This window comes from Corynebacterium curieae (assembly GCF_027570035.1).
Classification (GTDB): Bacteria; Actinomycetota; Actinomycetes; order Mycobacteriales; family Mycobacteriaceae; genus Corynebacterium; species Corynebacterium curieae.
Window position 1 is genome coordinate 1 of the sequence record NZ_JAKMUU010000008.1, and the last position, 20,843, is coordinate 20,843.

Annotated in this window: 17 protein-coding genes, 1 tRNA gene and 1 pseudogene; 7 read left to right on the top strand and 12 right to left on the bottom strand. The window is 56.1% G+C overall.

All coding sequences use genetic code 11. The features are described 5' to 3' along the window. Positions 1–44 precede the first annotated feature (44 nt). Together L8V01_RS10490 and rpsA are read right to left on the bottom strand one after the other, a co-directional pair. Entirely contained in the window at positions 45–2,096 is a 2,052-nt protein-coding gene (locus tag L8V01_RS10490; protein ID WP_269946995.1) for a glucose PTS transporter subunit IIA, read from the bottom strand. A 305-nt stretch (positions 2,097–2,401) separates the two neighbouring features. Beyond that, a complete protein-coding gene (rpsA, locus tag L8V01_RS10495; protein WP_023021654.1) occupies positions 2,402–3,862 on the bottom strand; it encodes a 30S ribosomal protein S1 in 1,461 nt (486 codons plus the stop codon). 249 nt (positions 3,863–4,111) lie between these two features. Between rpsA and L8V01_RS10500 the strand changes: the two genes are divergently transcribed. Both L8V01_RS10500 and L8V01_RS10505 read left to right on the top strand, forming a co-directional pair. Continuing rightward, the gene (locus L8V01_RS10500) at positions 4,112–4,831 is read left to right on the top strand and encodes a class I SAM-dependent DNA methyltransferase (protein WP_269946996.1); all 720 of its coding nucleotides are present in this window, start codon (positions 4,112–4,114) and stop codon (positions 4,829–4,831) included. Between the two features lie 9 nt (positions 4,832–4,840). Continuing rightward, a complete protein-coding gene (locus L8V01_RS10505) occupies positions 4,841–5,311 on the top strand; it encodes an RDD family protein (protein WP_269946997.1) in 471 nt (156 codons plus the stop codon). On the opposite strand, the gene L8V01_RS10510 is transcribed toward L8V01_RS10505, so the two are convergent. From L8V01_RS10510 to polA, 3 genes and pseudogenes are all read right to left on the bottom strand, one after another. Next, positions 5,275–5,565, bottom strand: coding sequence for a hypothetical protein (locus tag L8V01_RS10510; protein WP_269946998.1), 291 nt, complete (start codon positions 5,563–5,565; stop codon positions 5,275–5,277). The two genes, L8V01_RS10505 and L8V01_RS10510, sit on opposite strands and share 37 nt — an antisense overlap. A gap of 141 nt (positions 5,566–5,706) precedes the next feature. Continuing rightward, positions 5,707–6,666: pseudogene (locus L8V01_RS10515) on the bottom strand (DNA glycosylase AlkZ-like family protein). Further along, positions 6,650–9,298 carry a DNA polymerase I gene (polA, locus tag L8V01_RS10520; RefSeq protein WP_269947037.1) on the bottom strand — a complete coding sequence of 883 codons (2,649 nt, stop codon included), beginning with the start codon at positions 9,296–9,298 and terminating at the stop codon, positions 6,650–6,652. Before polA ends, L8V01_RS10515 begins: the two are co-directional and overlap by 17 nt. A gap of 150 nt (positions 9,299–9,448) precedes the next feature. Here polA and L8V01_RS10525 point away from each other — a divergent pair. After that, positions 9,449–9,522 (top strand) — tRNA-Leu (locus tag L8V01_RS10525). A gap of 57 nt (positions 9,523–9,579) precedes the next feature. Here the strand turns inward: L8V01_RS10525 and L8V01_RS10530 are convergent. Both L8V01_RS10530 and L8V01_RS10535 read right to left on the bottom strand, forming a co-directional pair. Then, positions 9,580–10,095 (bottom strand): hypothetical protein, encoded by a 516-nt coding sequence (locus tag L8V01_RS10530; RefSeq protein WP_269946999.1) that lies wholly within the window; start codon positions 10,093–10,095, stop codon positions 9,580–9,582. Positions 10,096–10,573: 478 nt separating this feature from the next. After that, on the bottom strand, positions 10,574–12,757 hold the full coding sequence (locus L8V01_RS10535; protein ID WP_269947000.1) for a LamG-like jellyroll fold domain-containing protein: 2,184 nt from the start codon (positions 12,755–12,757) through the stop codon (positions 10,574–10,576). A 423-nt stretch (positions 12,758–13,180) separates the two neighbouring features. On the opposite strand from L8V01_RS10535, the gene L8V01_RS10540 reads away from it, so the two are divergent. The 4 genes from L8V01_RS10540 to L8V01_RS10555 are packed head-to-tail and all read left to right on the top strand — an operon-like array spanning position 13,181 to position 16,614. Next, complete coding sequence (locus tag L8V01_RS10540; RefSeq protein ID WP_269947001.1) at positions 13,181–14,017, top strand: DUF368 domain-containing protein; 837 nt, start codon at positions 13,181–13,183, stop codon at positions 14,015–14,017. Then, complete coding sequence (locus L8V01_RS10545; RefSeq protein WP_269947002.1) at positions 14,017–14,904, top strand: ABC transporter substrate-binding protein; 888 nt, start codon at positions 14,017–14,019, stop codon at positions 14,902–14,904. Before L8V01_RS10540 ends, L8V01_RS10545 begins: the two co-directional genes overlap by 1 nt. After that, positions 14,897–15,850, top strand: a complete 954-nt coding sequence (locus tag L8V01_RS10550; RefSeq protein ID WP_259887212.1) for an amino acid ABC transporter permease — start codon at positions 14,897–14,899, stop codon at positions 15,848–15,850. The genes L8V01_RS10545 and L8V01_RS10550 overlap by 8 nt, the downstream gene beginning before the upstream one ends. Further along, positions 15,850–16,614 carry an amino acid ABC transporter ATP-binding protein gene (locus L8V01_RS10555; protein ID WP_269947003.1) on the top strand — a complete coding sequence of 255 codons (765 nt, stop codon included), beginning with the start codon at positions 15,850–15,852 and terminating at the stop codon, positions 16,612–16,614. Before L8V01_RS10550 ends, L8V01_RS10555 begins: the two co-directional genes overlap by 1 nt. 37 nt (positions 16,615–16,651) lie before the next feature. On the opposite strand, the gene L8V01_RS10560 is transcribed toward L8V01_RS10555, so the two are convergent. The 5 genes from L8V01_RS10560 to L8V01_RS10580 are packed head-to-tail and all read right to left on the bottom strand — an operon-like array spanning position 16,652 to position 20,841. After that, positions 16,652–17,395: a TSUP family transporter gene (locus L8V01_RS10560; protein ID WP_269947004.1), complete on the bottom strand. Its 744-nt coding sequence runs from the start codon at positions 17,393–17,395 to the stop codon at positions 16,652–16,654. Beyond that, positions 17,392–17,865, bottom strand: coding sequence for a pantetheine-phosphate adenylyltransferase (gene coaD, locus L8V01_RS10565; protein ID WP_269947005.1), 474 nt, complete (start codon positions 17,863–17,865; stop codon positions 17,392–17,394). The genes L8V01_RS10560 and coaD overlap by 4 nt, the downstream gene beginning before the upstream one ends. 29 nt (positions 17,866–17,894) lie before the next feature. Next, on the bottom strand, positions 17,895–18,476 hold the full coding sequence (rsmD, locus tag L8V01_RS10570; RefSeq protein ID WP_269947006.1) for a 16S rRNA (guanine(966)-N(2))-methyltransferase RsmD: 582 nt from the start codon (positions 18,474–18,476) through the stop codon (positions 17,895–17,897). Beyond that, a complete protein-coding gene (locus L8V01_RS10575) occupies positions 18,477–18,689 on the bottom strand; it encodes a biotin/lipoyl-containing protein (protein ID WP_269947007.1) in 213 nt (70 codons plus the stop codon). Positions 18,690–18,708: 19 nt separating this feature from the next. Then, positions 18,709–20,841: an ATP-dependent DNA helicase RecG gene (locus L8V01_RS10580; protein ID WP_269947008.1), complete on the bottom strand. Its 2,133-nt coding sequence runs from the start codon at positions 20,839–20,841 to the stop codon at positions 18,709–18,711. Positions 20,842–20,843 lie beyond the last annotated feature (2 nt).

A 20,843-nucleotide genomic window follows, 5' to 3' on the forward strand; every position in this document is an offset into this window, starting at 1 on the left:
TTTGGTGTGGGGCTCCTCTGTCGAATCAAGGTGTCAGCGATCCCTTAGTCCGCTGCTTCCTCCGGCTTCGGGGGAATGCGGAGCAAAACATCACTCGGGGTAACCCGGCCGGTTTCACCGGAGACCGCGCCGAACTTGGCGGCGTTAGTGACCACAACCGGGGTAATCAGGTTATAGCCCTTGGAACGGATGAATTCTGGGTCAAAGCTAATCAACTTATCGCCCGCGGAAATGCGTTGCTTCTTTTCCACGTGAACTTCGAAGCCTTCGCCGCCCAGTTCCACGGTATCGAGGCCAACGTGGATGAGCAGCTGCACGCCATTGTCAAGGCTTAGGCCGACCGCGTGGCCGGACTTCTGAACGGTGAGCACTTTGCCGTCGGCAGGCGCATAAACGGTGTTGCCAGTTGGCTGGACCGCCATGCCAGGTCCCAGCTTTGCCCGAGCAAAGATCGGATCCGGAACCTCCGAAAGGTCTACTGCCTCACCCTCTAGAGGGGACTCCAGCACGATGGAGTCCTGCTCAGCCGGCTTGGCGGCGATGCCAGTAGCAGCAGCGCCCGCAGCGCTGGCAGGAACGGCTCCACCCTTGTCCGAGGCGTCTTCGTCCGCCCCCTTGTGGGACTTAAACTCCGAACGCGCAGCTACCTCTTCAACAGACTCTCCTTGTTCGCGCGCAATTCGCTCCAAATCTGCTTGCTTTTCTTCCGCGGTGCGGTAGCCAAAGAACAATGTCAGGAGGAAGGAGGTTACGAACGCGACGGTGATACCGAGGGCGTAGCCCAATTGCGGAGTCATTGCACTAGTCGTTAGCGCAGAGGTAAAGACAAACGCCTCAGCTCGGACATCGAAAAGACCGATGACTGCGCCACCCAGCGCACATCCCGGCAACAGCCTGTAATAGCTGCGGCGGAAACGCAATAGGATGCCGTACAGCGATGGCTCCGACACGCCGCCAAGCATGCCTGCGGCGAAGGCGCCAATGGAAACCTGGCGCATGGCATTGTTCTTTTCTTTAAAGGATATAACCATGACCGCGCCCACGACGCCGAAGCAGGCGAAGTTCCATGCACCCATTGGCCCCTGGATGAAGTCGTAGCCATAGGTAGCGATGTTTTGGATCATGATGACGTTAAGTGGCCAGTGCAAGCCCATGGGAACCAGGAATGGGTACAGCAGTGGAATAACGATTGCCAGGATAAACGGCGAGAAATCATTGATCTGGTAAAGAACCCAAGAGATGCCATTGCCCACACCAATGCCGAACGGGCCAAGAAGGAAAGCCGTTGCCGGGATCATAATAAGCAAGGAGAAGAACGGCACGAAAACCATGTGCACGGTGCTCGGAATAATCTTCTTAAGGCCCTTTTCCACCCAGTACAGGCCGATTGCTGCCAAGATGGGCGGGAAGACTTGGGAGCCATAAGAGTTGATGACCAGCGGCAAACCGAAGACGTTGACGGTATCGCCCTGTTCGCCAAGGGACAAAAACTCCGGAGTCAAAAGTGCTGCCGGAATAGCGGCAGAGACCCACATATTCGCGCCCAACTTCTGGGCTGCAGTGGCACCGACCATCACCGGCAAGAAGTAGAAGACCGACTGGTACATTGCATGTGCTAGGCGGAAGCCCTCCGGCTGCTCCTCCAGCGGAGCGCGGAAATCCTGGATACCAACAGTATCCGCCAAGATCAGCAGCATGATGATGAGCGAAGCGCCCAAAAGTGCCCAGAGGACTGGGCGGAAGGTATCCGAGAGGAATTCGAAGCAGTAATCTACCCAGTCATATTTGCCACGAACACCGTCATATTCCTTCTTAGAGGAAGAATCCTTGTCGCTGGAGGCGTGTACGCCGGGCTGCTTGATGATTTCGCTGTAGTAGTCAGCAACGCCGCCGCCCATAACCACCTGGTAGCCGTGGGCGCCTTGAGGCACGGTTCCTAGTACCGCTGGGTCGCTGTCGAGCTTGTCCTTGTCAACTTTCCCCGCATCAGCAAGTTGGAAGCGAAGGCGCGTTGCGCAGTGCGTAAGCGACGTGATGTTGTCAGCGCCGCCGATGCTTTCAACGATGTGGGTGGAAGTGTCCTTAACAGATGCCACTTCTTACTCCTCAGTTCAAAACTATTCATAACCAGCAGTGCACTGGCTATAACGTCACATTTGAGTATAAGAGTATTCCCACACGAACAAAAGCCCGTTTTGTGGACTTCTCAGGATCATTCTTCCTGTTTCCACCTTTGTTGGCTGGTCAAAAGCGTGTAAGCCTCTAAACGGCTAGCAAACGATTGCACAAGGTGTTTCAAAAATCACAAAAGCCGCGCCCACCCCATCGTGGTGATGGAGCGGGCGCGGCCGTGCAGCTGTAACGCTAAGCCATAAAGCCCACCGTGAACTAAGCGGTTATCTTAGTTGCCAGCGAGCTTGTCACGCAGTGCAGCAAGCTGCTCGTCGGAAGCCAAGGAGCCGCCAACCTCTGCCTGAGTCTCGGATGCCGGAGCTGCATCGGAGGAATCAGAGGAGTAGTTGGAGGACTCTGCAGACTCAGCAGCCTCAGCGGCTGCGGCGCGGTTGCGCTCGATCTGAGCGGTGTGCAGGTTGAAGCGACGCTCGGACTCTGCGTAGCGTGCCTCCCAAGCCTGACGCTGCTCGTCGAAGCCTTCCTTCCACTCGTTGGTCTCAGGGTCGAAGCCCTCAGGGAAGACGTAGTTGCCCTGCTCGTCGTAGGAGTCAGCCATGCCGTACTTGGACGGATCGAACTCTTCGGTGTAGTCCTCATCTGCCTGCTTAACGGACAGGGAGATACGACGACGCTCGAGATCGATGTCGATGACCTTGACCATAACTTCCTGGCCAACGGTGACAACCTGGTCCGGAACCTCGACGTGGCGCTGAGCCAGCTCGGAGATGTGAACCAGGCCCTCGATGCCCTCCTCGACGCGAACGAAGGCGCCGAACGGAACAAGCTTGGTGACCTTGCCCGGAACGATCTGGCCCACAGCGTGGGTGCGGGCGAATACGCGCCACGGATCTTCCTGGGTAGCCTTCAGGGACAGGGAAACGCGCTCGCGGTCCAGATCGACGTCCAGAACCTCAACGGTTACCTCGTCACCAACGGTGACAACCTCGGATGGGTGATCGATGTGCTTCCAAGACAGCTCGGAAACGTGAACCAGGCCGTCGACACCGCCGAGATCGACGAAGGCGCCGAAGTTGACGATGGAGGAAACAACGCCCTTGCGGACCTGCCCCTTCTGCAGCTGGTGCAGGAACTCGGAGCGAACCTCGGACTGGGTCTGCTCCAGGTATGCACGGCGGGACAGGACAACGTTGTTGCGCTGCTTGTCCAGCTCGATGATCTTTGCTTCCAGCTCCTGGCCGATGTACGGCTCCAGGTCACGGACGCGACGCATCTCAACCAGAGATGCAGGCAGGAAGCCACGCAGGCCGATATCCAGGATGAGGCCGCCCTTGACAACCTCGATAACGGTACCGGTAACAGGCTCTTCCTTGGCCTGCAGCTCCTCGATGGCGCCCCATGCGCGCTCGTACTGTGCACGCTTCTTGGACAGGATCAGGCGACCTTCCTTGTCCTCCTTGGTGAGAACAAGTGCGTCAACCTCATCGCCGACCTCAACAACCTCGTCTGGGTTGACGTCGTGCTTAATGGACAGCTCACGGGAAGGGATAACACCTTCGGTCTTGTATCCGATGTCCAGCAGTACCTCGTCGTGGTCAACCTTGACGACGGTACCCTCGACAATGTCACCATCGTTGAAGTACTTGATGGTGGCGTCTACAGCTGCGAGGAAGTCCTCTGCGGTTCCGATATCGTTGATCGCAACCTGCGGGGTATTAGAAGATGGCATATTTAAAAATGCTCCGAATAAATGTAGGAAATCGAAATTGGACAACTGCGAGTCTCTCGAAAAAAGCTTGCTACGCTGCTCAAATACAGCAAAAGAAGAAATATTCGATCCCGCCTCGTGATTGCTTAAAGCCTTCCTACAGGGACTTAGAACAAGCCGTGGCATAGACACGCCCGTCCAACACTACATCTGTCCAGCTTAAAGGGCAAATACGCGCCCCAACTTTTTCGCAAAGGATTTTCTCCCACCGTGACTTCCCCATCGCAAGCGAACCGAGCCTACTGGGATGACGACGCCGCCAACTACCACGCCGAGCACCCCGAATACCTTTCTTCTTTCTACTGGTGCCCAGAAATGCTGCACGAAGGCCAGGCGCACCTGCTTGGCAACGTCTCGAATTCCTCGGTCCTCGAAATTGGCTGTGGCTCCGCCTCGTGCACCGAATGGCTGCAGTCGCGCGCGCACTTCGCTACCGGCTTCGATATCTCCCGCGGCATGCTTAACCACGCTGCACCTGGACTCCCATTAGTCCAAGCCGATGCGCTTTCACTCCCCTACGCCACCGACGCCTTCGACGACGCATTCTCGGCGTTCGGAGCCTTTCCCTTCCTTGCCAATCTTGACTTAGCTCTAAGTGAAGTCTCCCGCGTTCTTAAGCCAAGCGGTCGCTTTGTCCTTTCGACCAACCACCCGATGCGCTGGATTTTCCCCGACGACCCCACCGATCTCAGCTATTTCGATCGCGCCTATCTGGAGCAAGATCGCGATGGCTACCTCACCTATGCTGAGTTCCATCGCACCATAGCCGACTGGTTTAAGGCCTTACAGGGCGAAGGCCCGTTCCTTCTCGGGGACATCATCGAGCCCGAATGGCCAATGGATCTCACCACCACGTGGGGCCAATGGTCGCCGAAGCGCGGCGAAACCTTCCCCGGCACGATCATTTTCGTCTGCCGGAATTGCCGCTAACCTATGGGCATGGTCTTGGATCGAATTGGCTTACTCTTGCGCCGCGGCCTCGCATGGTGGATCGATTCCTTTCTCGCAGCCGCCATCATCATGGTCGTGAAATGGATCGTAAATGCAGCGGCTGACCATCCCCTTTCCGGTGACGCCCTAGAAACCTACAACGCGATAGCGACAGCGGTGGTCTTCTTTGTTTATCGCGTGTGGGTAGAAGCCACAAGGTCCACCTCGCTCGGCAAATGGTCACTGCAGCTAGAAATCATCGCTACTCGCCCTGGGTTCTTCACCTCGTGTCTGCGCAATTCCTGGCTATTGCTGACAATGTTGACGTTGACAGGCTGGCCCGGAGTTTTACCGCTACTTCTGGGCATTCTTAGCATTAGCCTGCTTGCTTTCGGCCAAACACCTTTTGACATGTTGGCCAATTGCCTAGTTGAGCGCCGGGCTCAGATGGATACGCCTTCTTTTCGCGGCACAAGGTAATACAGGAGCGCAAAGGCCGCCAAGACAGCGAACATCCACGAAGATGGAAAAAGGAATGCTAGTGCCGTAGCTACAACCATCACCGCAGCGGCCGTTAGCCTCCTGACCTTGGGGTTAGGTGCCGCGCGGGCGATGGTCATGGCGGCCACAAAGTACGACGTTGCAATCATTCCGTACCCGATTGCGGTGACCTTATTCTCTGCAAGAAACTGCGCCAGTCCGAGGCCAGCAATATCGGACGCAAGAAGACTCACTTGAATAACCCAGAGGCTTTCAAAAAGGCGTAGAATCCATTTTTTGGTTTTCTCTTCTAGCGTCACTGCGCGGCGTTTCCTTTCATAGTTTCTACACTCGGACTCATAAATCCTTCCGCACAGAAAAGGCTACCTAAAAACTTATTGCGCATCCCGCCACAGATTCTGAACTTTCCGCTGTGCGTAGCCGGGTATCCCTAAGTCCTCGATGGCTTTCCTATTCCACGTTCCACGAACTTGGCCGTCCACAACGATGGCGCGGCGGAATACCCCACGGTTTCCTGGAACGAGTACCTCGTGGACTTCGTTAGTCATGGCAAAGTAGCGGTCCTGGTAGCCCAAGATATATTCGTCAAAAGCTCCTAGTAGAAAGACTGATTACTTCTTTCGCGCTTCGTCCATTTCCATTACTTCTGCCGACACAAGGTCCTGGGATTCTTCTCCACAGCGAATAATATCGGGCGGAAGGCATTGGGTAGCTGGCCGTACTAGTCTTTGCGGGAGCTTTGTCCACCAGGCAAAGTCTTGCAGCGTTGCGGGACCGTGCGTTCGGAAGTACCGAGTCATCAGTTCCGCAGTCGCCGCAACTATATCGCCGTTGAAGGTCTCCTCTACCCCCGGCAAATCCACCGGTGTAATAAGCTGATCGGCTCCCGAATAGACGGCGTGACCGCTTTCCATTGCTACACGCACAACGTGCCAGAAAGCCACCTCGGGCAAAGTTGTGGCAGCCCGTTCTTTGAGCTCGGCACGCGATAGCGGACGATCAATGAGCTTGTTCACCTCCGGCCGCAGCTCAACATCACCCTTGCGCCCCTTTGCACAAAGTTCGGTTATCCAGCCTATGTCCTTGATAGAAGCCGCGAAGAGGGTATTGCGGATGGGGTACCCACGCACAATATTTCCAGCATCCGAGTGGTCTTCCGCCCGCAAGGCAAGTGAGCGCCCTACGGAATGCAGATCTTGGCCTTGCATGACGCCGAAAGAACGGACTACTTCCTCAGCGCTCTTCCACCGCTGTACGGTTAGGCCTTGAGAGGCGAGCCTAAGGCGCGCCTTGTCTCTCCGGGAGAAAATAGCCGAACTAGTGGGCCGCGGCATCCCAATCCTTGCCGGCACCGGCAGAGACCTCCAGCGGTACGTTGAGCTCGATGGCGGAATCCATCTCACGTTCCAGAATCTCACGGACCTTGTCGGCTTCACCGGGAGCGACCTCGACTACCAATTCATCGTGCACCTGGAGCAACACGCGGGACTTCAGCCCCTGCAGTGCGCGGTCTACACGAATCATCGCCACCTTAATGATGTCAGCAGCTGTTCCCTGAATTGGGGCGTTGAGTGCGGCGCGCTCTGCGTTCTCGCGCGCTAGCCGGTTATCAGAGTTGAGCTCCGGCAAGTAGCGGCGGCGACCGAAAAGGGTCGCCGTGTACCCGTCCTTGCGAGCCTGGACCACGACTTCATCGAGGTACTTCTTCACGCCACCAAAGCGCTCGAAGTAACTTTCCATGATGGACTTTGCTTCCCCAGCAGGGATGCCTAATTGCTGGGAAAGCCCGAAAGCAGAAAGCCCGTATACCAATCCATAAGACATGGCCTTAACCCGGCGGCGCAACTCCGCAGTAACTTGATCGACGGGCACATCGAAGACTCGGGAACCTACATAATTGTGCAGGTCTTCGCCTTCCTTGTAGGCCTCGATGAGGCCCGGGTCCGCGGAGAGGTGTGCCATTACACGCATCTCAATCTGCGAGTAGTCCGCAGTCATGAGCTCATCGAACCCATTGCCAACGATGAAGGCGGAACGGATCTGGCGGCCGGCCTCCGTACGCACCGGGATATTCTGCAGGTTGGGTTCGGTAGACGACAAACGGCCGGTCGAGGCTACCGTCTGGTTAAACGTGGTGTGAATGCGGCCGTCGGGCTGGACGGTTTTGATAAGCCCTTCCAGTGTCGTCTTCATCTTCTGGTACTCGCGGTGCGCCAGGAGGTGGTCAAGGAAGGGATGGGGGTTCTTGGCCGCGAGCTGTTCAATCTCCTTGGCCGCGGTGGAATAACCCGTCTTCGTCTTCTTGGTCTTGGGCAGCTCGAAAGTCTCAAAGAGTACAGTTTGCAGCTGCTTTGGCGAGTTAAGGTTGAGCTTGTCATCGCCTGCAAGCTCGCGAGCGGCGCGCTCTTGTTCGGCAACTTGCTCTACGAAGGCATCCTTCTGAGTTTCGAGAATGTCTACGTCGACGGCAATCCCGGTAGCTTCCATGCGCGCCAGGATGGTTACCAAGGGCAGTTCCAAGTCGGTATATAGCTCGAAGGAGTCAATCTCCTGCAGCTCTGTGGTGAGCCTTTCTGCAAGCTCCATAATTGCTGCGGCCTGGTCCACTAGGGAGGAATCATCCAGCAGGGAAAGCTGTTCCGTGGCGGCGCCGAGAGTCTTTTGGAGGTGGCGCTGGTAGACGTCGGCAAGCGCGTAGGTGCGCTGCCCGGGGCGCAACAGGTAAGCGGCAAGGGCCGTGTCATGGGCAATGCCTGCCAGCTCAATGCCGCGGCCGGCGAGCATATGGTAAGCAGCCTTCGCCTCGTGGAAATACTTCGGCGCATCGGACTCCAACCACTGCGCTAGGGCCTTATCATCCTCGGCAGAAAGATCGCCCAGCTCCACTTGCAGGCCGTGGCGCTCTTGGTCCACAAAAGCAATCGCCGAAGCATCACCCTGCCCCGGGTTTCCCTCGCCTTGAACATAAACCGCAACGTGTTCACGGCCAGGCAGCCATTGGGACAGTGGCTCATCATCGATGACCGTCTCAAGCTCTTGGACTTCCTCGGCCTGCTGCGCTGCCTCAGCGCCGTCATTGGGGAGGGCGGCGAGTACGCGATCGCGCAGGTTGGTACCAAACTCGAGGTCATCGAACTTGGCGGCTACATCGGCGACCTTGGCTTCCTTAAAGGCTAAGTCATCGGGACCGACCTCCAGGTCCATATCGGTAATCATCTGGGTGAGCTTGCGATTCATCTGCACCTGTTCGATGCGCTCGCGGAAGTTATTGCCTACCACGCCCCTAATTTCTTCGGCGTGCTCCACCAAGGAAGCCAAGTCTCCATACTTTACTATCCACTTGGTGGCGGTCTTCTCGCCCACCTTAGGGATCCCTGGCAAGTTATCGGAAGGATCGCCGCGCAACGCGGCAAAGTCTGGGTACTGCGCAGGTGTGAGACCGTACTTCTCCTCTACCGCAGCAGGGGTGAAGCGGTGAAGGGTAGACACACCCTTCATGGGATAGAGCACAGTAGTGGACTCATTAACCAACTGCAGGTAGTCACGGTCACCGGTAACGATGAGGGTCTCATAATCCTGTGCCTCGGTCGCAAGGGTAGCCAGAATGTCATCGGCCTCGAAGTTCTCACGGGACAGGGTGGTAATTCCTAGGACCTCAAGGACCTCGCGAATGATATCGACCTGACCCTTGAATTCCTCCGGCGCAGCCTCGCGCTGCGCCTTATAGTCTGGGAACATCTCGGTGCGGAAGGTCTTGCGCCCCACATCGAATGCCACCGCGATGGCATCTGGGGTTTCCTCCGCCACGATATTGGAAAGCATCGATAAAAAGCCATACACGGCATTGGTGTGCTGGCCGCCAGAGGTAGAAAAATTGTCTACCGGCAAGGCATAAAACGCACGAAATGCCATGGAGTGGCCGTCAATGAGCAGAAGTCGAGGCTGATTAGTAGTCACCTGCCCCATCCTAGAGAACCAGGCCGACATCCGAGCACCCTGGTGCACGATTGCCGGTTGACGTGGGCATTCCCCCACTACCCCTGACCCAATTAGGAATTCGTCGATGCTCTGCGCTACTATTTTCACAGTCGAAGGCAGCCAGCCTTTACACTGTGCGCCCCTGTAGCCCAATTGGCAGAGGCAACGGATTCAAAACCCGTCCAGTGTGAGTTCGAGTCTCACCAGGGGCACAAAGAGAAAACCTCGGACCTTTTCTTACTGATTTGGTTCGAGGTCCTTTTAATGATTCAGCCCTTCTCCTCGATTTCAGTTCGATCGGATACTTGGAAACTCTCAGGTGCTTTCAATCTTTCGATGCCCAAGTAGCCCGCCAGAGCAAGGCAGATTACCGCTTGCACAGACCGCACAACCACCAAGCTAGGCAATTCCGCCCTAAGGACGAGATATCCGAATCCTATGGCTGAAAGAACTGAGTACACCCCCATAATCAGCGAACTATTCCCGTCTGACTTCTTCAGCATTTTCTTCAAATAGACAAAGGACGCTATCCACGACAGTGCTACCACTGAACGGATCAGTAGGAGCCCTCGCAGTATCCACCGCTCGACCTGTACATCTTCAATTCCGTTAAACGAATCTCGGTGAATCGAGACAAACGCGTCGGCGTATTCATCAAACGAGACAATACACAGGACCACATTAAGGGCGGAAAGCGCAAGAACAAGAACAATAGTTCCTAAGAACACCTTTTCACAGCACACATTTGCCCCCAGGCTACTTCCATCATTTCGCTGATCAGACATTTCTCAATCCTCTACTCCCAACAGACAGTGCCTCAAGGTTCACCCCATACCTAGCTATTTACTTCTAACCTAAGACATTTACCACAAAGCTATATAAACACTACAGAGTGTAAATTATTCTTGACATAGAGACGATGTATTTTTATCTTGGGTTATGTAGTTTCGATGTGTCTTCCACAATGAGGTGTTTTATGAAAAGGTTGCGAATTGAACGCACGAAAGCGGCAGTATTCACTGCATTGACAATCATCACGATTCTGGGTGCATTAGTTCTTCAACAGCCTTCACAGGCTTGGATATCAATTCTGCTGGGTGGAGCAGCAACATAGTTTTGGTGGAAGGTACACTTCTATACAAATCAGGAAGATCTATAAAACAAAATGTGCTTAAGCTCGCCCGCACGGCGCGAGAAACCTAAGCACATTTGGAACGATTGCTTGCGCAATACCACCGCCAAAAATTAGTCCTCTCACACAACCTAGTAAAGCTCAGGCAGCGTAGGTAGGTGGTACTTGCGCAGCGCTGCGTTAATCTGTGGGATGGAAGCCTTCAGCTGCGGTAGCGCTAGACCGATGAGTCCGGCCACGCCTGCGATGCCGAGGATTGCTCCCAAGATGGCGGGCTTCGAGCTCGTACTGGAGCTCAAAGCGGAGCTCCCCGTGGCAGGCTGCGTGGTATCGGCCGGCTTGCCGGCATCGTGTGCACGGGCGGTAAGCCATTCCTCCTTGCCTAGGACGCCCTGGGTCAGGCGGGTCTCGCCGATCCAGCCATACCACGGGTCCTGCGGGCGCTGGTTATCAAAGCCGCCGCCCATGACCCACTGCAGGTCGCGCGGGAGGAGGCCTTCGGCGCCTACGGCATTGCGCAAGATGGGTGCGCCGTTGATAAACATTTCCACGCTATCGCGCTCCGGATCATTGACCACGGCAATATGCATCCACTCGTCCTTGGGCACCTCGTGAGACCATACGGTAGAACCGCTCCCCTGCTTGGGTTCGGCCCACCAACGCAGCTCACGCAGGTTGGAGATACCAAACATGACGGTGGGGTCCGTGTCATCAGAGCCGTCGACCAATTTATTAATGGCAGAGTCGCGGCTGAGAGCGCTTCCCCAGCCATGCTGTGCGCCATTGAAGTCCTCTGGAATCTTTACAAAGGATTCGAAGGTATAGCCCTTGGTGGTATCCACATTATTTGCCGGCGCGTCCTTGTCGGTGCGGAACTCGGCGTTGCCTAGTGTGCCCGCTGGGTCGGACCAAAAGAGGGAGCCGGCATCAGAGGACAACGGGTGGTGGTCAGAGCTATAGGTCACCCGATCGCCTAGCATGGCGCCAGAGCGATGCAGGTCGCTACCGGAATCGCTGGCAATATCGGGGATGGTGGTGCCACGGTCGGCAGGGGCGCCGTCGGCAAGCGCATGGCCGTCTTTGTCCTGTGCCTGGCCCGGGCGCCAGTGGAATACCGTGTGATCATTCTTGGCAAAATCGTCCGCGCCCTTGGGAAGCTCGTCCTCCGCGATGGTATAGGGCCTAAAGCCTTCAGCAGCGATGTCACGTGCACGCTGTGCTAGGTCCGGCTGGTGGCCCTCACCCACGGTAAATTCAGGCGCGAAAGAGGAAAAGCGCTGCTCAAAGTCGAACGGAATGGCGTAGCTATCGCCCTTATCATCTAGGGTGAGCTTGTCGAACTGCGTAAGCTCCTCATGCGGCTTTTGTGCGACCCACGGCGAGAGCGCGGTCATCTCTAATTGCTTGCCGGAAAGATCAAATTCAAGCACGCCCAGCAGTCCGTTGCCGCCCTGGTAGGCCATTTGATAGTCCTGCAAGATGGAAACGACGTCGTGCCCGGCATCATTCTTATCTACGCGATAGCCCGCACCGTGGTGATGGCCACCCATCACCAAGAAGATCTGGTCGTTGCTCTTGATGAACTTATCCCACAGTCCCTTACCGTAGTCGTCAGAATAGAAGACGTTTCCCTCGCCATCGATATTGAGGGCTTCGTGCGTGGTGACGATGACGGGTAGATCGGGGTGCTTATCGATGATGCCTTGCGCCCATGCAATAGCCTTCTCATCGGCGCGCCACCCCAAGGCTAGGTTCAGATATTTCTGGCCCTCGGCTTCAAAGATGTGAGCCTCGGAGTCATTGTTGATGGCCGTGTAGCGTTCCTGGAAAGTTTCCGGGTTGGCGGACTTAGCACGATCAGCGCTAAACCACTTGTCGTACGGGTGGGCCGTCGCACCTTCTACGTCCATGTCGTGATTGCCCGGCAGGATGGAGTAGTTTAGGTCCGAATCATCGAGGACCTGCATGGCCTTATCGGCCACCTGCCATTCGCCCTCCACATTCCACTGGTCCACGACATCGCCTAAGTGGGTCACGAAGTCCATGTTCAGCTCGTCTTGGTGGTCCACCAACCATTGGGTTTGGGCCAAGTAGGGTTCGCTGCCGTAGCGTGCTTGGGCTAGATTTCCGGTCTCCGGGGTGGAATAGCGAGAATAGAATTGGGTATCCGGCAAAACGCCGATGCTGAAGCGGGAGCCTTCGCTTGGTGACGCCCCTTCGGGCGCCCCCTCCGCAGCGCTCGCTGCGGGCACAAAGACGAGGTTTCCCACCACTGCAGTTGCGGTGACTGCAGGCAGGACTAATCGATTCAACATAGAGAGTCCTTCTTTCTTGAAGTGCATACGAATATAGGAGAAAGACGGGAATACGCACGAGATCCTAGGCAGCGAAGCTTTCTACTAGTTGACATTCTCGTAAACGGGACACTGAATAAAAGGAAACTTATCGTTTCTGGCGGCAGGGCTGTACGTCTAAGAAGGCGCCGTATATCCTGCCCCAAACTGCATAGTTGCAATGGGGTGGATTAAACTGACAGAATGAACTTCAATCCAGCATTACCTCTACAGTTAGGGAGAAACCTCTCCCTTTCTGCGGGCGGTAACCAGCCGCCTGTCAATGAAAGATATGCACCACTTTTTACAGCGGAACCCAGCGCCTAGTCCAAGCAGCAGATTTCTCCGGCCCCGCTAGGCCAGTCGCTCTCCGTCCCAGCCATCTCCTAGGTAGATTTTTAATTTATGCAGTACATTTTGAACGCAATCCGCGGCGCCCTCATCGGCATGGCCGAGCTGGTGCCTGGCATTTCCGGCGGCACCGTGGCGCTCATTGTCGGCATCTATGAACGCGCAGTACACAACGCCAATGATTTGATCTCCGGCCGCTTCAAAAAGGTCGAGTGGGCCTTCCTTCTTTCCGTAGCCGTCGGCATGTTTATCTCCGTATTCGGTATGTCTACGGTGTTGTCCAATTTTGTGGACAATCACGTGTCCGCATCCGGCGCACTATTTTTAGGCATGGTCGCAGTATCTATTTTTGTGCCGCTTTCCATGCTGACTAAAGCCGAGCGCCTCCGCCCGTCTTCCATCATCGCATTTGTGGTCGCCACGATTGTGATCTTCTTTGTTACTGGCTTCACCTCCGAGCCGCACGAGGACCCCAACCTCATCGTGGTTTTCTTCGCCGCCGCCATAGCCGTCTGCGCGCTCATTCTGCCGGGAATTTCCGGTTCGCTCATTCTGCTTACCATGGGTCTTTACCAGCCCATCATTGGCGCGGTCTCGGACCGTGAAATGGGCACTATTGCGGTTTTTGCTGCAGGTGCCCTGTGCGGTCTAGCAGCATTCATCAAGGTATTGAATTTCCTTCTGAATAACCACCGCGCTCCCACGCTTATGGCTATGGCCGGTTTCATGCTTGGTTCCCTGCGCGCCCTGTGGCCTTGGGGAGCGGACCAAGATGCCTCCAGTGGCGTCATCGTGGGCATGTTTATCCTCGGCGCGCTCATCGTTTCTGCCTTCATTTTTGTAGATATGAAAAAGGCACAGTCCATTGCGGAAAGGACGGCGCAGAACTAATGCCACGCACGTTTTCTCGCCGCTCAATTGCCGCTGCGGTTCTCATCCCCACACTGTCCCTGAGCGCCTGCGTTACTAACGAGGAAGATTCTACCCCAGACGGCTGGGAAGAACCCCATTCCGCTATGGTGCCGGAAATTGCCGCCATGTACGACGACAATGATGGTGTCCTCACCGCCGGTACCAACCCGCCGTATGCACCATTCCAGTTGAAGGATTCGCACGGTGCGCTCCAGGGTGTGGAGCTGGATCTGGCTCGGGCGGTAGCCGGCGTCTTGGGCCTCGATTTCCAGCCGATGGAACAGGACTTTTCCATGATTCTGCCCGCCGTGCAGTCGGGGCAGATTGACATGGGTGTGTCTGGCTTTACAGATAACCCTGACCGCCGCAATGAATTCGACTTTGTGGATCACCTCTACGCTGGTATCCAATGGGCCGAGCGGGTGGATGGGCCTAGGAAGGTCGACCCGGATAACCCCTGCGGCTTGACCGTTGCGGTGCAGCGCACCACGGTCTCTGAAACCGATGATGTTCGGCCCAAGCAGGAAGCCTGCAATGGCGATCTCACTGTTTTGTCCTATGACACCGGCGATAATGCCGCGCTAGCCGTCTTGATGGGGCGTGCGGATGCCCTGTCTGCGGATTCCCCAGTAACGGCGTGGGCGGTCAATCGCTCCGAAGGGAAGATGCAGCAGGTAGGCGATATGTTCCAGGCCTCGCCTTATGGCTTCGCCGTTCCTAAAGATTCGGATTTGGGCAAGGCTTCGGCAGCAGCGCTCCAGCATCTCATCGAAACCGGCGAGTACGCAGAGATTTTGTCCCGCTGGGGCATCGAGGATGGATTAATAGACCAGGCAATGATTAATGAAAGGCCGATCAATGGTTAACGAGAATGCGGCAACGCCTGCTACGGCCACGCCCAAAGATAAACCCGCCAAGATTGAAGCGCGTCCACTACGCCACCCATGGCGCTGGGTCTTCGCTGGCGTGCTCATTGTGCTGAGTGCGTGGTTTATCATCGCCTCTGCACGCAATGAGGCTTTTGGCTGGGGAACCTACTTCCAGTACCTCTTTGATAAGCGCATTGCTATCGCTTCCCTGCACACCATCGCCATCACCATCTTGTCGATGATCATCGGCGTTGTGGGCGGTGCCGTACTCGCGGTCATGCGCATGTCTCCCAATCCGGTCCTACGGACCGTATCCTGGATTTTCCTCTGGGTCTTCCGAGGCACCCCTATCTATGTTCAGCTGGTGTTCTGGGGCTTGCTTTCGGCCATTTATCAATCCATTAATTTGGGCTTTACTGAGGTGTCCTTGCAGACCATCCTCACCAATGCCTTCTTCCTTGCCGTAATGGGCCTAGGTCTCAATGAGGCAGCATATATGGCCGAAATTGTGCGGTCCGGCATCACCTCGGTGCCGGAAGGTCAAAAGGAGGCTTCCAAGGCCCTCGGCATGTCTTGGTGGATGACCATGCGCCGCACGGTACTTCCGCAGGCCATGCGCATTATCATCCCGCCGACCGGGAATGAGTTCATTTCTTTGCTGAAAACTTCTTCCCTTGTTGTTGCCATTCCTTATACCCAGGAAATCTTCGGCCGCACCACGGATATTTCGGCCGCCCTTTTCCAGCCCATCCCGCTGCTTTTGGTTGCCGCATCTTGGTACCTCGTGGTTACTTCCTTACTGATGGTGGGCCAATACTTCTTGGAGCGCCGGTTTGAGCGCGGCGCCACCCGCGAGCTCACCGGCCGCCAACTTGCTGCGCTTGCAGACGCCGAAGGCACCATCCCCCGCAACGTATCCGTTATTCCGGAGGCAAAAAACTAATGGCTACTCCCATGATTTCCGCCCAGAACGTCCATAAGTCCTTCGGGCAGCTCGAGGTCCTTAAAGGCATTGACCTCGAAGTCCAGCCCGGCGAAGTGGCCTGCCTGTTGGGCCCTTCGGGCTCCGGCAAGTCCACCTTCCTGCGCTGCGTGAATCACTTGGATAAAGCTACCGCAGGGCGCTTATACGTAGACGGCGAGCTTATTGGCTACCGTGAGAAAAACGGCACCCTATATGAAATCAGCGAGAAGGAAGCAGCCGAGCAGCGCTCCGATATCGGCATGGTCTTTCAGTCTTTTAATCTCTTCCCCCACCGCACGGTGATTGAAAACATCATCGAGGCCCCGGTTCAGGTGAAGAAAATTCCGGAAGATACTGCCCGAGCCCGCGCCATGGAGTTGCTCGAGGATGTCGGCTTGGCGTCCAAAGCCAATAACTACCCGGTGCAGCTTTCCGGCGGCCAGCAGCAGCGCGTCGCTATTGCTCGTGCGGTGGCCATGGACCCTAAGCTCATGCTTTTCGACGAACCCACATCCGCCCTCGACCCCGAGCTCGTCGGCGAAGTGCTGCGCGTAATGAAGGACCTCGCAGCCGAAGGCATGACCATGCTCGTAGTTACCCACGAGATGGGCTTTGCCCGAGAGGTAGCCGACAAAGTCTTCTTCATGGACGGCGGTGTAGTTATCGAATCCGGCAGCCCAGCCGAGGTACTGGATAACCCGCAACAGCCGCGTACCAAGGAATTTTTGGCCTCGCTGCTTTAACGCCCGCAGCACTCAGCTGAGCGTCTGGCTCGCAGAGCTACGAGAGCGTCAAAAGACCCCGAATCAGCGCACTAGCCGCGCCAAGGCTAGCAACGCTAAGGGACAGCATGCGGGCCTTTTCTCGCGTCACGCGCTCGGCAATGCGGGTGCCTGCCCAAATGCCAACACACATCCCTAATACGCCGGCGGGCCACATCACCCAAGGCAAGCCGTCGAAATTCGCTGCCCCCGTCAGCGTCTTGGTCAGCACCGAAAAGAATCCACCCACCACAAAGATGGGCTGCAGCGTTGCGGCGTAGACCTGTTGGGGCCACTTCGCTGCCTGCGCATAGACGGTAATTACTGGGCCTGCCACTCCGGCCAAAGTATTGGTGAATCCGCCTAGGATGCCCGCGGAGATGGCAGGACCTATTCCTTCCATTGCCGGAACGAATTTCTTCCCGAACGTAACTACGGCAAGGGCGACCAGCAGCGCGGCGCCCACTACAACCATGAGGCCTGCAGTATCCATGCGCCTAATGAGCAATGCTGCAGCCAAGGAACCAATGACCATGACCGGCGCAATGAGCCCGAATTTCTTCCAGCTGACGTTTTCGCGGACGGAAACGGTGGTCAAAATCGCATTTACGCACGCTAAAACGTTAATGACCAAGATGCCTTCTACAGGCCCCATAATCAACATCAGGATAGGCCCACCGATGAGGCCTAGCCCCATTCCAGAAACCCTCTGAAGAGTCGAACCGGCTACAACAACGAGGAAGATGACCAGTGCAAGGCTCACTTGCGGTATTTCTCCTTCACCGCACGCCCCACAGCGTCTGGGAACATCCCGGTAACGTCACCGCCGAATCTTGCCACCTGCTTGCACAGTGAGGAACTAATATAGCCATACTTTTCGTCCGTAAGTAAAAAGACGGTATCGATTCCGGAAAGGCGCCGGTTCATCTGTGCCATGGGCAGCTCGTATTCGTAGTCTAGGGAGCTGCGCAGCCCCTTTACCAGCACGTCCGCCCCGTGGTCCGTGGTGTAATCCACAAGAAGTCCAGAACAAAAGTCCACCTTAATCGAGGGATCCACGCTCTGGCGGATAAGTTCCATTCGTTCATCCACGCTAAAGAGACCAGAAGGCTTATCTGGGTTACCGGTTACCAATACGGTGACCTCATCAAACATCTGATTCGCTCGGTTGATGATATCAATATGGCCTAAAGTAACTGGGTCGAAAGATCCTGGGCAGACGGCTTTAGTCATGCTGTTTTCGCTCTCTTTTCTTAAGTAGTTTAGCCTTCGGCTTCCTCGCTGCCGGGGCGAGTAAAGACCGCCATATCCATGCGGGCGATACCAAAGGTGCGCTTTTTGAGCTTTTGGCCGGTGGGCTCAAACCCTGCGGGCCACGCTGTATCCGCGGATTCTACGTGGCGCTCGATTACCACCATCGCATGATCAGTAAGCACCGGTTCGATAGCGGCAAGGAGTTCATCTACCTCATCAAAGGCATAGGGCGGATCCGCCAGCACTAGATCGAAGTGCTTGCGCGGTGCACTAGCCAGGTAGGTGCCTACCTTCATCTCCTGTACGCGCACGCCGGGGTGCTTGACGACCCCCATATTGTGCTTAATGACCTTTACCGCATCCGCCGAAGATTCCACTAGCACGGCCTCGTCTGCGCCGCGGCTGGCTGCCTCGAGACCAAGAGCGCCGGAGCCGGCGAAAAGGTCGAGCACCGAAGATCCAGCAAACCCCCATCGTGCGTTAAGCGAAGAAAATAGACCTTCACGGGCGCGGTCTGCGGTGGGCCGGGTGCCTTCTGCGGGTACCTTAATGGTGCGTCCGCGGGCTTCTCCGGCGATAATGCGCGTCATTTATGCTTCTCCAATCTCCATCAAGAGGTCCCCGCCTACTACGTCGCTAAAGTCAGCGACCACGATGCGGTGTACCTTTCCCGGGCCTGGGCATTCTACGGGGGCCTCAAGCTTTGTGGCTTCCACGGTCGCGAGAGGGATCCCAGTATCTACCGTGTCACCCACGGCCACGTGGCAGCGGACAATGCCCGCGAAGGGGGCGTAGATTTTCATGCCTCTAGGTTAGCCTTTCTTAGTTCTTCTCCAAGAATTCTTGTTCGCTTTCGCTCAAATTGCGGGTGAGCTTTTCTGCCAGCTCGGGATTGCGCAGCACCATCGCGCGCGCATCGGTATGCGTGCGCTCTACGATGTCTTGATCGTCGGCCAGATTCAGCAAACGCAAGGTACGGTGTTTGCCCGATTGCGAGGTGCCCAAAACGTCGCCTTCTTGACGCTGCCGTAAATCGAGCTCGGCCAGTTCAAAACCCGAGGATGTCTCCGCAATCTGACTTATGCGTCGAAAGGATGGGGTGTTATCGGCTGCCGTGGTATGCAAAAGACAAATGGAGGCATTTCCCCCGCGCCCCACGCGGCCACGCAATTGATGCAGCTGGGAGACTCCAAAATGCTCAGCCTCACGGATGAGCATAACGGTGGCATTGGGAACATCCACGCCCACCTCGATGACCGTGGTTGAGACCAAAATATCGATCTCTCCCCTAGCAAATGACGTCATGACCTCATCCTTATTTGGCATCTTTCCATGCAAGATTCCCACACGCAGCCCCTTGAAGGGCCCATTTTCTAGTTGCTCCGCAAGCTCGAGGACTCCGCCCTTGCCTTCGATCCGGGGGCAGACGATATAGGCCTGGTGGCCGTGGGCTACTTCCTCCCGAATCCGCTCGAGGGCGCGCAGCACCCACGTGGGTCGCCACTCGGCCACCACTGCCGATTGGATGGGCTTGCGTCCGCCAGGCAACTCGGTAAGAGTCGATACAGCTAGGTCACCAAAGACGGTCATCGCAATCGTGCGGGGGATCGGGGTCGCCGTCATCACCAAAACGTGGGGGCTTAGTTCCTCACGTGCTTTGGTGCGTAAGCTATCGCGCTGCTCTACACCAAATCGGTGTTGTTCATCTACTACCACTAGTCCCAGATTGAAAAACTCAACGTCTTCTTGAATGATCGCATGGGTTCCAATGATGATGTCTGCGTCGCCGGAGACAATATCTAGTAGGGCTTGGCGCTTTTCAGCTGTGCGCATAGAGCCGGTCAGGAGCACCACCTTGACGCCCTCTGGCACCGCTGTTCCGATAGAGGCAGCATGTTGGGACGCGAGCACCTCAGTAGGCGCCAGCAACGCAGCCTGGGTGCCTGCATCAACCGCCTGCAGCATGGCGCACGTGGCAACCATGGTCTTGCCAGCGCCGACCTCGCCTTGCAGCAATCGCATCATGGGTAGCGGACGAGCCAGGTCATCTTCAATCTCGTTGATAACGCGCCGTTGCCCTTGGGTAAGTGCGAAAGGCAGATGCTTTAGCAGCTCCTCGCGAAAGCCGCCTAGCGTAGCCGGCATGGAAATGGCAGTACGAGCTTCGGCATCGCGTTGGCGCAAAGCCATGACGAGGCCAATGGACAACGCCTCGTTGTATTTGAGCCGTTGAATAGCCCGATAAGGACCTGCCTCCCCAGGTTCGTGGATCTCCCGCACCGCCTTATCGAGGCTGATGATCATCTGATAATCCAACGGTTCCTCAATCGGCGGGGTCTTCGACAAGACATAGTGAATGGCGCCCATGATGTACCACGACGTGATCTTGGACGTAGCGGGGTACACAGGGATCCATTCTCGCTCTAAGAGGAGCTTGTCCAACCTGCCAAACTGCGACAGGTTCCGCAGCGAACCGGTGGCCTTCGTCCGATGTTTCTTTCCAGATTCGGGTGTCGGCTGGCGGTAATCATCTAGCTCGCCATCGGGACGGCCAAAGGCATCGATCTCCACAAAGTCTGGCTGTTGCAGCTGCGGCTGATTGCGGAAGAACTTCAGCTTGCCGCTCATCATGACCCGCTGCCCGCGATGCAACATCCGCATGACGTAATTGGCGTTGAAGAAGGTAGCAATGATGCTGCCATCAAGCTGCACATTGATAATGGTGGTCTTGCCCGTGTCATGGCGGTTGAATCCGGTGATAGTTCCGGTAACGGTGACGATTTCGCCCTCCGCGGCATCGCCTAAGCCGACGTCCTTGTTATGGCGGATATAGTCTCGCGGATAATGGGCTAAAAGCTCGCCGCAAGTCTCGTACCCCAGCGCTTTGGTAATCTTTGCGGCGTCTTTCGCTGCAAGTACCTCGGTCAAAGGGCGATTATCCTGCCAGCCGAGCATTA

Coding starts and splice junctions, on each gene's coding strand:
- rpsA (WP_023021654.1), bottom strand. CDS start 3,862: ATGCCATCTTCTAATACCCCGCAGGTTGCGATCAACGATATCGGAACC.
- L8V01_RS10505 (WP_269946997.1), top strand. CDS start 4,841: ATGGTCTTGGATCGAATTGGCTTACTCTTGCGCCGCGGCCTCGCATGG.
- polA (WP_269947037.1), bottom strand. CDS start 9,298: ATGGGGCAGGTGACTACTAATCAGCCTCGACTTCTGCTCATTGACGGC.
- L8V01_RS10530 (WP_269946999.1), bottom strand. CDS start 10,095: ATGTCTGATCAGCGAAATGATGGAAGTAGCCTGGGGGCAAATGTGTGC.
- L8V01_RS10535 (WP_269947000.1), bottom strand. CDS start 12,757: ATGTTGAATCGATTAGTCCTGCCTGCAGTCACCGCAACTGCAGTGGTG.
- L8V01_RS10540 (WP_269947001.1), top strand. CDS start 13,181: ATGCAGTACATTTTGAACGCAATCCGCGGCGCCCTCATCGGCATGGCC.
- L8V01_RS10545 (WP_269947002.1), top strand. CDS start 14,017: ATGCCACGCACGTTTTCTCGCCGCTCAATTGCCGCTGCGGTTCTCATC.
- L8V01_RS10550 (WP_259887212.1), top strand. CDS start 14,897: ATGGTTAACGAGAATGCGGCAACGCCTGCTACGGCCACGCCCAAAGAT.
- L8V01_RS10555 (WP_269947003.1), top strand. CDS start 15,850: ATGGCTACTCCCATGATTTCCGCCCAGAACGTCCATAAGTCCTTCGGG.
- coaD (WP_269947005.1), bottom strand. CDS start 17,865: ATGACTAAAGCCGTCTGCCCAGGATCTTTCGACCCAGTTACTTTAGGC.
- rsmD (WP_269947006.1), bottom strand. CDS start 18,476: ATGACGCGCATTATCGCCGGAGAAGCCCGCGGACGCACCATTAAGGTA.
- L8V01_RS10575 (WP_269947007.1), bottom strand. CDS start 18,689: ATGAAAATCTACGCCCCCTTCGCGGGCATTGTCCGCTGCCACGTGGCC.
- L8V01_RS10580 (WP_269947008.1), bottom strand. CDS start 20,841: ATGCTCGGCTGGCAGGATAATCGCCCTTTGACCGAGGTACTTGCAGCG.